Consider the following 12,662-nt stretch of genomic DNA (forward strand, 5'->3'; position numbering starts at 1 on the left):
TTTCAAGATATCACTCGGTGAAGAGTATGAGTCTAAGCAGCCTGCGATTCGTGCTGGTCTTTGTAATCATCGCCGTCAGCGGCGCGGTGCGCGACGTTCGCGCCGACGACGCTCCGCAAACGATCGCCATCGCCGAGATCAAGCGCGACGCACCGGTCGATTTCGCCAAGGAAGTGCAGCCCCTGTTCAAGAAGCACTGCGTGGCGTGCCACAATTCGACCACGCACGAAGGGGGCCTGAATCTCGAAAGCCCTCAGTCGATGCTCAAAGGAGGCGATAGCGGTCCGGCCCTCGTGGCGAGTAAAGCCGCGGAAAGCCTGCTGTTGGAGCGCGCCACAGGTAAAACCGAACCGCTGATGCCGCCGCCGGGCAACAAGGCCAATGCCCAGCCTTTCACAAGCGAAGAGTTGGGCCTCGTCAAGCTGTGGATCGATCAAGGCGCCACCGGCACGGCTTCGACGGCGGAAACGATCGAGTGGCAGCCGCTTCCCAGCGGCGTCAACCCGATCTATGCCGTGGCGATCACCCCCGATGGGCAGTACGCCGCCTGCGGTCGCGCGAACCAGATCTTCCTTTATCACGCACCGACCGGCCGCCTGGTGGGCCGGCTGACCGATCCTGAATTGCTGAAGGCTGGCATTTATCAAAAGCCGGGCGTAGCCGATCTCGACATCGTGCAATCGCTTGCCGTCAGCCCCGACGGAAACACCCTGGCCTCGGGCGGCTATCGCACCATCAAGTTGTGGAGCCGGCCACGCAATGTCCGGCCCTTTACGCTGGAAGCCGTCGCGCCGGAATCGGTCAACGCTGTTGCCGTCAGCCCCGATGGCAAGCTGCTGGCCACCGGCGGCAATGACGGGCAAGTGAAATTGTGGGACGCTGCGGCCGGCGCACCGGCACGCGCGATCATGGCGCACACGGCGCCGGTAACGGGCCTGGTGTTCTCGCCGGACAACAGTCGGCTCTACACCAGTTCGCACGACAAGACGATTCGCGCCTGGCAAGTGGCCGACGGCGCGGCGCTGGGCGGTATCAACACGCCTGCCGCGGTGAACGCGCTTGCGCTTGCGACCGAGGGAGCTCAATTGGCCGCCGGCGGTGCCGACCATTTGATCCGCGTGTGGGATGTCGGCACGGCGACGGGCCAGCAGGTTGCCGAGGCCCCACCGATCGCGACGCTCGCCGGACACGAGCAACCGCTTACTTCGCTAGCCAGCGTGCCGGGCATGCCGGCGCGCATTCTTTCGGGAAGCGCCGACGGTTCGGCGCGATTGTGGAACCTGGCCGACGGCAAGGTGCTGCACAAGCTCGATCATGGTAGCGCCGTGACGGCCGTGGCCGTGCGACCTGATGGGACCCGTTTCGCGACGGCTGGCGCTGGCGGCGTGGCCAAGCTGTGGAACGCCGCGGACGGAAAGATGCTTGCCGAGATGCGTGGCGACGTGGGCTCGCAATTGCAGGTGGCCGCTGTCGAGCGCGCGATCGCCGGCCGGCAGCGCGACGTCGCCTACCTGACGGCCGCGGTCGGTACGGCCGAAAAAGCCGCGACTTCGGAAGCCGAAGGCGTGAAGAAAAGCATGGAAGCCGTAACCGCGGCGGAAAAAGCGCTCGGCGAGAAGACCGAAGCCGCCAAGAAGGCTGAAGAAGAGAAGGTCGCCGCCGACAAAGCCTCGACCGAAGCCGTGGCGGCGGCAAAAGCCGCCGAAGAGGCCAAGGCCGGATCCGACAAAGTGATTGCCGACGCCGAAGCCGCGGCCAAATCGATCATGGAAATGGCCGTGCAGGCAAAAGCCGCCGCCGACGCGGCCCCGCAGAATAAATTCCTGGCCGACGCCAAGGCCGCCGGCGAAAAAGCAACCGCCGAAGCCACGGCGAAGATCGCCAGCGCCAAGGAAGCAAAAGTTGCGAACGAAAAGGCTGTCGCCGAATCGCCTGCCAAGGTAAAAGCCGCCGCGGACGCACTGGCCACCAAAGTGAAAGCCGCCACAGATGCCGAGGCCGCGCGGAAGCAGGCCGAAACGTCGAAGACGGCCGCCGAGCAGGCGGTTGTCGCCGCCAACGCCGCGGCCAAGCGCGCAGCCGACGCTGTCCCGCTCGCGAAGAACGCACAGGCGGCGGGCGAAGCGGCCCTCAAGCAGGCGCAGACCGAACTGGAAACCGCCAGGCAAGCGGCCACGGCCACCGAGCAGCCAATCCGCGCGATTGCCTTTGCACCTGACAATCAGCAGCTGGCCACCGGCGGCGACGATCGCAAGGTTCACTTGTGGAGTGCCGAAACCGGCGTGCCCTTTGAAACCTATGCCGGTCATGCGGCGCCGATTCTCAGCGTGGCCTTTGTCGGCGACGGACGCCTGGTGTCAGGTGCCGCAGACAAAATGGCGGCCGCCTGGGAATTGCATCCGGCCTGGACCTGGCAGCGTACGATCGGCGGGCCAGACAGCCCGCTTCTGGCCGACCGGGTTACCGCGCTCGACTTCAGTCCCGACAGCAAGTTGCTAGCAAGCGGCAGCGGTGAACCGTCGCGCAGCGGCGAGTTGAAGATCTGGAACGTGGCCGACGGGACGCTGGCACGCGACATCCCCGAAGCCCACAGCGACTCGATCTTCGGCGTGGATTTTGCGCCCGACGGTAAGTACCTGGCTTCCTGCGGGGCCGACAAGTTCGTCAAGGTCTTTGACCTGTCGACCGGCAAGCTGGCCAAGTCGTTCGAAGGGCATACCCATCACGTGCTGTCAGTCGCCTGGCAGGCCCAGGGGCGCACGTTGGCCAGCGGAGGCGCGGACAACGTGATCAAGGTCTGGAACTTCGAGACTGGCGAACAGCAACGGACGATCGCCGGCTTTGCCAAGGAGGTGACCGCGGTCGCCTTCATTGGTCCGGGCGACGAAGCCATCTCGTGCGCCGGCGACAAGCTGGTTCGCATGTACCAGGTCGACAACGGGAAGAAGGTCCGCGACTTCGGCGGCGGCTCAGACTATATGTATGCCGCCGCCATCACGCCCGACGGCAAGTTCCTCGTGGCCGGCGGTCAGGATAGCGTGCTGCGGGCCTGGAATGCGGCGGACGCCAAGAGCATCTACACGCTTGACGCGAAACAGCCGTAAGCCTGGACGACGAGCAAGGTGCCGTTTGGCCCGGGCGATCGCGGATTCCCGCGGCGATGTTGACGCGTGCGCCCCGCTAGCAAGTGTGGCGGCAAAATTCACGCATTTACCGCAAACAGCCATCCCGCGGCCATCTAGCGGCGTCAATCTTTTCTCAGATTATCCATTCGACCAAGCCCCGCGCCGGAAGACTTTTTGGGATCGGAAAGGACAGCTTTTCCGTCAAAGTCTTCCTTTCTTACTCAACTGACGCGATAGGCACCGCCGATACTACCGGCACGAACGCCTACAGCGGAGTTCTCCGTTGTACGAGTGCGCGGAACGGTCGTGGACCTTATGTGGATTCCGACGATGTCGATCAGCCGCTTCAAAGCATCACTGCTAGCACTGGCCCTGCAGATGCTGTTGGTATCGTTGGCACTGGGCATCGAGCCCGGTGTCGACCCTTACCCCAACGTGCATCCGCCGGTGCCTCAACAGCCGAGTGGACCTCCGCAGCCGGCGCGTGACCGGCCGGGACCTGGGCCGACGGTCGGGGATGAGCCGCCCAGCGGTATTGATGCTTCGGGGCCCGAGTTTGTCAACATCGCGGACATGGAGGTATTCGCGCCGGCCGACATCAGCACCTATGGAGCGGGAATTGCACCGAACACCGGGTGGTGGCTTTCGTGGGATTATCTGCGCTATACCGTGACCGCACCGCATCGCACCTTGATTGGCAACCCGGATATTGCCACCGGCTACTCGACGGGGTCGTCGGTTTTCTACGGTGCCACGCCCGGCATCTCCTCCGACCGCACGACGGGAGGCAGCATTGCCGGACCGCAATTGGCCCCCATGGACACCGGCTGGATCGGCCAAGGCCCTTCGAACGGCTACCGTTGGGAGGGCGGCTGGATGGACCAGGACCACGGCTTCCTGCTCAGCGCTTTCAAGTTGTACGATAACGACCAGAACGCCTTCGCGAACAATGTGGGTGTACCGTTTTACGCTCCTCCACAGGGCCCCTTGGGCATCTCGCTGTTGCAAGGCTTTGTGGATCCCAACGGCACCGGGCATGACGCGGACCTGAACGGCAACGGCATTTTCGGCCGCTATGGAGCGAACCCGGTGAGCGGTGCCGTACCGTCCAACGCCGGAGCCCCGGATTTCGGCGACTTGGCGACTTTGCCCGTCAACTTCACCTCGTTGATTGCTTACGACCATCGGGCCCTGTGGGGTGCAGAGGCCGACTACGTGTGGCGTCTGCGGCCGGCCTTTCACCCGGTGACCTGGGAAGTGTTGGCCGGTGCGCGCTACTTCCGCTTCGACGAGAGCTTCGCAGTGATCGGCCAGGGCGGCGTGCTGGATTCGAGCTTCTGGAATACCCGTTCGATCAATAACATGGGTGGTGGCCAGATCGGCTTGCGATTTGCCCACAAGCGCAACCGCCTGATGTTCACGAGCGAAGGTCGCTTTGCCGCTTTGGCGAACTGGCAAAACAACCTGCAGCAAGGCGAAATCGCCTCGAACACGGTGGCCGGCGGCGTGTCGACGGTGCAGGGCCGGTCGCTGAATCTGGTCCCCACCGGCTGGAACACGGCCGTGCAGAAGACCGAGTTCTCGCCCTTGGGTGAATTGCGGTTCAACCTGCAATACCAGGTCTTCAACAAGGCCTCGGTCAATGTCGGCTGGACCGGCATCATCGTGGGCAGCGTCGCCCGGCCGGCGGACATGATCAACTACCAGTTGCCGAACATGGGCATCCTGGTGCATGGGAACAACAAGCAGACCGTGTTCATGCAAGGCTTGACGCTGGGCTTCATCTTCAACCGGTAGGCGTCGGCATCGGCCGCGCCGATCAGACCTGTTTGCCGCTCGAACGATGAATGGTGTCGAGCAGCAACCGGATGGCCAGTTGGACAAAGCGAATCGCAGCGACGGCCAGGAAGACGATGGCCCAGGCGAACCAGAAGTGCCGCGCACGGTTGGCGATCGGCAGATGGTTCCAGGCAGCGAAGAACAGGGCCGCCAGCAGCACTGCCCGGAAAACCTCTCGAAGCCCGAATCGAAACGGTCTCATCCCACCCCGATATCCGCTGTGGACGTGCGGCGGGTATGACGCCCTGCCAAAAAGCCTGGCCTGAATGTCAGAGCGTAACCGCTCTTCAGACGGCATCGGCGCTGCGGAGCTTGCGAAGCTCGTCCAACTCGGTCATCAGTCGATGACGCAAGGGACTCTCGCCGCGCAACTCGTCAAGCAGAGCTTCAGCCCGGGCAAAGGCGGATTCGTCGTACTGGCCCTTGAACAGCTTCCGCCAACTGCGGATTACTTCCTGCTCGGTTAGCACGCTGGGCACCTTTTTGGAAAAATGGTCGCTTACGGATGTTGTCCTCGTCGTTCTTGACCCATCCTACTACGGTACGATGGCTGTAACAAGCGCGCCGTATTCACTTGCAATTTGTCATTCACCGGTTGTCGGCACCCCCCGCGGAAAACACTCGTTGCGGATGGTCTGCGCTTGTGTCACACGGCGAACGACGACGCGTTCTCGATGCGTTCTTCCCGCGGCGCGGTCGGCTGCTGACCGACGTATGCGGGATCGAGTTTCATCAATTCCTCGGCCAGCACCTGCACGGTATAGCGAATCTGCTCCTCCGTATGGTTCGAGGTGATGAAGAACCGCAAGCGGGCTGCCTTTTCCTCGACCGCCGGATGAAGGATCGGCTGCACGTTGACGCCGCGCCGGGCCATCGCCTGGGAAGCCTCGAGGCAGTGCAGCGAGTTACCCAGGATCACCGGCACGACCGGTGAATCCTTGCTGTTGCCGGTATTCATCTTCCACGACTTGGCCAGGTTGAGGAACAACTGCGAGCGCTCGCGCAGACGGGCTACGCGTTCGGGCTCGTCTTCCAATAACTGAATGGCCGCGAGAGCCGCTGCCGCATTGCTGGGCGGAATGCCCACGCTGAAAACAAAACCGGGGGCCGTGTACTTCAAGTACTGGATCAGCGCCTGGCTGCCGGCGATGTAACCACCACAACTGCCGAACGCTTTGCTGACCGTACCCATCCACAGGTCGACATCCGACGGATGGACGTCGAAATGCTCACCAATGCCGCGTCCGCGCCGTCCCAGCACGCCCACGGAGTGGGCTTCGTCGATCATGAGGAACGCCTTGTGCCGCTTCTTCACCTCGATCAAGCGCGGCAGGTCCGGGATGTCGCCGTCCATGCTGTACACGCCCTCGGTGGCGATCAGCACACGGCGGTAGTCGCCACGATGTTCTTCCAACAGCCGATCGACGGCGCGCCAGTCGTTGTGCGGGAACGGCCTTCGGCGCGCTCCCGATAGGATCGATCCCTGGACGATGCTGTTGTGAGCCAACGCGTCGTGCAGGATCAAGTCACCGGGACCGAACAGGTGGCCAATGATCGTCTCATTGGTCCCATGACCGCTCACGAGCACGATGGCATCCTCGCTGCCGATCAGATCGGCGATGGCCAACTCGAGATCGCGATGGATCACTTTGTTGCCCGACACCAGTCGGCTGGCCGAGACCGACGTTCCGTAACGATCGATCGCGTCCTTGGCCGCCTTGGCGACCGTCGGATCGCCCGACATGCCAATGTAATTGAAGCTCGAAAAATTGATCAGCTCGCGTCCGCCGATCACGGTCGTGTCGGTGGCGACTTGCTCGTGCAGGTGGAAGAACGGATTCGCCAGCCCGGACTCGTTCAACATGTCCAGGCTCTGCTTGAGCTGGGCGATTTCGGGGAACTTGTCGAAGTTGTAGTTCTCGGCAGGAATCTCGCTCGTCTCGAGATGCTGCGCCTTCTTCTGGCCGCTGCCCAGGTAGCTTTCGACCGCCTCGAGAACTTGCCGGCAGGTTTCCAGCTCGGGCATGACATCCTCGGGGAAGCGTCCGCCGAATCGCTCTTCGAGCGAGGCGAGGATTTCCATGCGTTCGAGCGAATCGAGTCCCATATCCGCGATGGTCGAATCGAGCGTCAGGTTCCCGGCGCGATCCTTGGCAATGCGGCGCACTTCGTCGAGAACGACACTCTCTTTTTCCGCTTTGGAGATCGCCGAAGAATGACCGTTGCCGGCCCCATTACCGTTTGTCCCGTTGCCGCCAGCGCCGTTTCCGCTTGTGCCGTTTCCGCTTGTGCCATTGCCACCTGTGGCACTTTGAGCCCCGCCACGCGCGGCGGGGCTGGCGGCCGATCGGGGCAACTCATTGCCCGCGCCGGCGCCTTGGCGATTGTCGTTGTCATGCGTGGTGGAGTGGCGGCGCTGCTTGAGCGTCGCCCGGCCGCTGTGCCGGCTCGTCAAAAGCAGATTCGGTTCCACGATCGTCTCGTCACGCGACTGCGAATCCCAGCGTGCCACGGCGTCGAGCTCGTCGGTCAAGAATGCCGCCCGGCAAGCATGACGCTGAATCTTGCCGCTCGAGGTCTTGGGAATCGCTCCCGACTTCAACAACACGATCGAATCGGCCATAAGCTCGTGCTCGCGCGAGATCTCGCGACGAATGGCCTCGATAATGGCGTCGGCCTGGGACCGCGCACTCCGCTCGACTTCGGCCACGATGATCAACCGCGTCACTTCGTCGTCGTCGGTCGTGACCGCCGCCACGCAACTGGGGCGAACCGCGGCGTGTGCCTTTTCGACGGTCAGCTCGATATCGTGCGGATAGTGATTCAGCCCGCGAATGATGATCAGGTCTTTCAAACGGCCGGTGATGAACAATTCGCCGCGATCGAGAAAGCCGAGGTCACCGGTGCGCAGGAACGGTCCCTCGCCGGTGTCGGCGAGCTGGGCGCGGAAGACGTGCCCGGTCTCTTCGGGACGATTCCAATATCCTTGGGCGACGCTGCCCCCTTTCACCCATACCTCGCCGATCGTGCCGTCGGCACAGGTACGAATCGTTTCAGGATCGACGATGGCGATTTGCTGGCCGATCGCGTTTTCGCCGGAGCCGACCAGGCGGCGACCTGCGCCACCGCCGGGCATGGCATGCCCTGTCTCGAGGTGATCGGGCAGATAATCGCGGACGACGGGCGCGGCATCTTTGTAGCCGCCCGTAACGATCAACGTGGCCTCGGCCAAACCGTAGCAAGGGTAGAAGGCCTCGCGCCGGAAACCGCACGGCTCGAACGCTTCACAAAAGCGATCGATCGTTTCGGCACGCACCGGCTCGGCGCCGTTAAACGCCAGCGTCCACTGGCTGAGGTCCAGTTCGGCGCGCTGTTCAGGCGTGGTTTTACGCACGCACAAATCGTAGGCGAAATTCGGTCCGCCGCTGATCGTGGCCCGATACTTCGAGATCGCTTGCAGCCAGCGAATGGGCCGCTGCAAAAAGGCAACCGGCGACATCAATACGTTCGGCCGGGCGATGAACATGGGCTGCAAAATGCCGCCGATCAGCCCCATGTCGTGATAACTGGGCAACCAGAACACGCCACGGCCGGTGCGCTGGCTCTGCTCGAACAAATGCTTGATGACCCCCGAATTGTGGACCAGGTTGCCGTGCGTCAGCATGACGCCCTTGGGCCGGCCGGTCGAACCCGAGGTGTATTGCAGAAAGGCGAGCGTGCCGGTGCCGATGTCGGGGTATTCCCAATTCGCTTCGATGCCGGCGTGCGATTGATCGGTAGCGCGCCAGCGCACTCGCAACAAGTCGCGGCTCGCGCCCAGCAACGGTTGCACGCGCTCGAGCACGGCGCCTGTCGTCAATGCGACGCGGGCATCACAATCGGCCGCAATGGCCTGAATGCGCCCCAGCGAACGATTCATGCGGGGCGGGTACGCCGGCACGGCCACCACGCCCGCGTACAGGCAGCCAAAAAAGGCCGCAATGAACTCCAATCCGGGCGGGTACAAGAGCAAGGCACGCTGACCCTGCAAGCCGTACGCTTGCAACCAGGCGGCGATTCCCCGTGCCTGCCGATCCAACTCGGCGTAAGTCATCGAGATTTCTTCGTTTTCGCCGTCCACCAGATAGGCAAATGCCTGCTCATCCCCTTTATGAGCGGCCAGGTGCCGGAGCAGATCCACGAGGTTCGGCGGCCCAAAGAACAATCCACGAGTTTGATCAGACACTGATTGGACTCCCCGCATTACAATAGGCAGATTGCGTCAACACGACGGCGGAAAACCCCGCGAGGGATTGGTAGCGCGCTCACTCGTCGCCCGCATCGGCCAGCGATCACGGCCAAAGCCGGCTGGCTCTACCACGATCGTTGGTCGGCCCGCGCAGACGGGCACGTACTCTCTATCCATGAAAGTGGGCGGATTATGGGTGAGGGGACGCCGTTCGGCAGCGATGCAGGTAGGAATAACGCCAAGAAGTATCCGTTCTTAGCAATCGCTCCGAACCCTAGCTAGCGACCGCTTCGCGATTGCTCGACAGATCCCGCGATCCGCGAGCCCCATCGCAAAATTCAACTAGCTAACCGTCAGAAAAAGAGTACCACGTTGGGGATGGGTATTCAAACAACTTTCCCCCAGCAAGCACGCCTAAACCCAAGCGCTGCACGGCCAACTCGGAAAATGAAGACCTCACCGAATGGCGTGCAGACTCTTCGAGGCGATAATACTTCATCAGATCAGCTTATTTTACGTATCTTGACAAAAGCCCGCGTGGGGGATCAGGCCACCAGAAAGCACCAATTCCGCCCCGCGCCGCACGGCCAATCCAAGGAGTCTGGCGAACGTATATCTTTCACAGTTCGGGGGAACGGCATCGCGATCGAATCATTACAAGGGGCCCCGGAAGTTCGAAGTCTGGTTGCTCAAAGCCCACAGGCCGTTTCGTAACCATGATCCAAGGAAACAAATGAATCCCAAGGCGACTTGGATTTCCGTCGTTGCCGTTCTGGTCGCGGTTAGCTCCGTGCGCGCCGCGGAGGATCACTGGCCACAGTTTCGCGGGCCAGCCGCGCTGGGCACGGCCGATAACGCCGATCTGCCCGATACCTGGAGCGCCACGGAGAACGTCGCGTGGAAACACGACATTCCAGGCCGCGGCTGGTCGTCGCCAATCGTGTGGGGAAACCGTGTCTTCGTGACGACGGTGACCAATGACGAAGATTTAAAGGACAAGGATCGGAAACGCGGACTCTATCTCGGCGGCAATCGCAATGAACCACCTAAGAACGTTCATGAGTGGCGCGTGCAGTGCCTCGATCTCGACGACGGCAAACTCTTGTGGGAACAAGTCGCGCATAAAGGCGTGCCGCCCGAGAGTTCGCATTTGAAAAACAGCTACGCCTCGGAAACCCCCGTCACCGATGGCGAGCGCGTGTACGTCTACTTCGGCAACCTGGGCGTCTTCTGCTACTCGCTGGACGGCAAACCGCTCTGGTCGCGCACGCTCGGCGCCTTCAGAACGGCCGCCGGCTGGGGCACCGGCGGGTCGCCGACGCTGCATCGCGATCGCTTATACGTTCTGAACGACAACGAAGATCAATCGTTCCTACTGGCGCTCGATACGAAAACCGGCGCCGACGTGTGGCGCACCGAACGACCCGAAAAGAGCAGTTGGTCGACTCCTTACGTCTGGGAGAACGGCAAGCGAACGGAAATCGTCGTCTCCGGCTCGGGCGCCGTGCGCTCCTACGATCTCGACGGCAAACCGCTGTGGGAACTCGGCGACATGTCAGGCAACGCCATTCCCACGCCCATGGCAGGACCGAATCTGCTGTACGTCAGTTCGGGCTATTTCATGGGCAATAAGAAACCGATCATGGCCGTGCGCCCGGGCGCCAGCGGCGACATCACGCTCGGCGCCAATGAGACGAGCAACGATTTCGTCGCCTGGTGCCAGCGCAAGGCCGCTCCGTACAACCCCTCGATCCTGCTCTACAAGGGATTGATTTATTCCGTGACCGACCTGGGGCTGACCTCGTGCTTCGACGCGCAGAGCGGCGCCACGATCTACGAGAAGAAGCGACTGCCGAACGCCAAAGCCGTGACGGCATCGCCCTGGGCGTACAACGGTCATGTTTTCTGCTTGAGCGAATATGGCGAGACGTTCGTGATCAAGGCCGGACCCGATTTCGAAGTCGTTCGCACGAATTCTTTGGCGGACGACGACATGTGCCTGGCCACGCCGGCGATCGTTGGCGACAAGCTGCTCGTGCGCAGCGATCGGCGCCTGTACGCGATTCAGAATCTCAAGAAGTGAGCCCGCACGTACCAACCCGAGGCGCCAGCGAGGGTGGATTGGCACTGAACTCCTCGTTCGCGCTTCGGGCTGGTGTTCCACCCAACGTGCTCGATACGGACTGAGGATGGCGCATGGATGAGTGGAGGGACGTTAGAACTCAGGCGGACGCGAACGTCCTCTTAGAAGTATTTGGACGTTTTCACGACTCTTGCATTCGTGAAGCGCATCTTACAGCAGGGCACTGGGTTTCTTCGGACCTCTGCATGTCGTGTCCGCCCTCCCTCGACAACAAAATTCAGTTTTTGGTTCAGCGACAATTCAAGAATCCCTCGGCCATAGAATTGCAATTTGACGAGGTCACCCGATTCAACTTCGTTCCAACGCCCGAAGGCTCGGACTCCATAATCTTGGAGGCGACGCTTCTGGTGCAGGATGCCAATATCTTTTGGTCGGTCCAAGGCGATTGGAACCCCGACCGTGCCAACAGAGATGAAGGTACGTGGGTATCCGCCAAGAAACTTCGTTGGCGCGCCGTTGATTGGCTTGGCGAGGAGCTTCGCTACGGACCGAAGCCATATGAGTGACCGCTCAGAAAAAATCGCCGCGGATTCAGAATCTCAAGGGTAAGCGAGCTCGCCTATACTAGCCCGAAGCGCCAGCGAGGGTGATGTACCGTGACGCTTGAATCCCTCGCTGGCGCTTCGGGCTGGTATTCCGCTTCATGTTTTTCGGCCGGGCGCTCCCACACGCTTGCGCAATTTTCCAACGGCTCTCATCCGGAGCGATCGCTTATGCGAGGAATCGAAGTACCGCTCGGACAGGACGATGAAAAGGCACGGACACTCATGCTGTCAAGCTTGACGATTTGTGCCCACAACCACATCATTTCGCGAATGCTCTTGGAACGGTTTGCAGGTGCCAAGGGCCCGTACACAGCAATCGTTGGGGACTGGTACAACCTCAGCGCAATGAGGCATTATGACTCGACCGTGCAACCAGCAGCTACCCCACTGCCCGCACATCGGACCCATCGAGTACTCGTGTACTTTGTTCGGCGCTACCTTGACGAAACAAAAGATGCGGTTGTGGTGTCCGAAAATTGGGCCGCAGAACGTGCGGATAATTGGTTGTGTCCACCGCCGCGGCTTGCATTTCTGGGAGACAACGAGGTCTACCATATTCTGACGCCGGAAGTTTCCGATCCAGAATTGATCGAGGACTCAATTACTAGCAGACATCATTGGCAAACCGGCGTGTGTTCGTCATCAACACGTGTGCCGACTGGTGACGACGTTACGATTGAATGGGTCGGGGAAATAGTCGCTAATGCGCGGCACATCTTTGTGCCGGCGTTTGACGGAAGCGGATACTTGGTTTGGTCGCCAGAGGCTTGAGCGAACGCTGG

Annotated in this window: 8 protein-coding genes; 5 read left to right on the forward strand and 3 right to left on the reverse strand. The window is 61.5% G+C overall.

The genetic code is table 11. The annotated features are described in order from the left end of the window. The first annotated feature begins 26 nt into the window (after positions 1 to 26). Positions 27 to 3,104 (forward strand): c-type cytochrome domain-containing protein, encoded by a 3,078-nt coding sequence (locus tag VHD36_21575; GenBank protein ID HVU89936.1) that lies wholly within the window; start codon positions 27 to 29, stop codon positions 3,102 to 3,104. A 351-nt stretch (positions 3,105 to 3,455) separates the two neighbouring features. Further along, positions 3,456 to 4,922: a BBP7 family outer membrane beta-barrel protein gene (locus tag VHD36_21580; protein ID HVU89937.1), complete on the forward strand. Its 1,467-nt coding sequence runs from the start codon at positions 3,456 to 3,458 to the stop codon at positions 4,920 to 4,922. Positions 4,923 to 4,944: 22 nt separating this feature from the next. Here the strand turns inward: VHD36_21580 and VHD36_21585 are convergent, their stop codons facing one another. The 3 genes from VHD36_21585 to VHD36_21595 all read right to left on the reverse strand — a co-directional run bounded on the left by VHD36_21585 (position 4,945) and on the right by VHD36_21595 (position 9,189). Beyond that, entirely contained in the window at positions 4,945 to 5,166 is a 222-nt protein-coding gene (locus VHD36_21585) for a hypothetical protein (protein ID HVU89938.1), read from the reverse strand. An 85-nt stretch (positions 5,167 to 5,251) separates the two neighbouring features. Then, positions 5,252 to 5,434, reverse strand: a complete 183-nt coding sequence (locus VHD36_21590) for a hypothetical protein (GenBank protein ID HVU89939.1) — start codon at positions 5,432 to 5,434, stop codon at positions 5,252 to 5,254. Between the two features lie 176 nt (positions 5,435 to 5,610). Beyond that, entirely contained in the window at positions 5,611 to 9,189 is a 3,579-nt protein-coding gene (locus VHD36_21595; protein HVU89940.1) for an aminotransferase class I/II-fold pyridoxal phosphate-dependent enzyme, read from the reverse strand. Between the two features lie 736 nt (positions 9,190 to 9,925). Here VHD36_21595 and VHD36_21600 point away from each other — a divergent pair. The 3 genes from VHD36_21600 to VHD36_21610 all read left to right on the forward strand — a co-directional run bounded on the left by VHD36_21600 (position 9,926) and on the right by VHD36_21610 (position 12,651). Next, complete coding sequence (locus tag VHD36_21600; protein ID HVU89941.1) at positions 9,926 to 11,275, forward strand: PQQ-binding-like beta-propeller repeat protein; 1,350 nt, start codon at positions 9,926 to 9,928, stop codon at positions 11,273 to 11,275. Positions 11,276 to 11,388: 113 nt separating this feature from the next. Next, complete coding sequence (locus VHD36_21605; protein ID HVU89942.1) at positions 11,389 to 11,841, forward strand: hypothetical protein; 453 nt, start codon at positions 11,389 to 11,391, stop codon at positions 11,839 to 11,841. Positions 11,842 to 11,931: 90 nt separating this feature from the next. Continuing rightward, positions 11,932 to 12,651, forward strand: a complete 720-nt coding sequence (locus tag VHD36_21610) for a hypothetical protein (GenBank protein HVU89943.1) — start codon at positions 11,932 to 11,934, stop codon at positions 12,649 to 12,651. Positions 12,652 to 12,662: the final 11 nt, after the last annotated feature.

It is taken from the genome of Pirellulales bacterium (assembly GCA_035546535.1).
In the GTDB taxonomy this organism is placed as follows: Bacteria; Planctomycetota; Planctomycetia; order Pirellulales; family JACPPG01; genus JACPPG01.

Coding starts and splice junctions, on each gene's coding strand:
- VHD36_21600 (HVU89941.1), top strand. CDS start 9,926: ATGAATCCCAAGGCGACTTGGATTTCCGTCGTTGCCGTTCTGGTCGCG.
- VHD36_21575 (HVU89936.1), top strand. CDS start 27: ATGAGTCTAAGCAGCCTGCGATTCGTGCTGGTCTTTGTAATCATCGCC.
- VHD36_21605 (HVU89942.1), top strand. CDS start 11,389: ATGGATGAGTGGAGGGACGTTAGAACTCAGGCGGACGCGAACGTCCTC.
- VHD36_21585 (HVU89938.1), bottom strand. CDS start 5,166: ATGAGACCGTTTCGATTCGGGCTTCGAGAGGTTTTCCGGGCAGTGCTG.
- VHD36_21580 (HVU89937.1), top strand. CDS start 3,456: ATGTCGATCAGCCGCTTCAAAGCATCACTGCTAGCACTGGCCCTGCAG.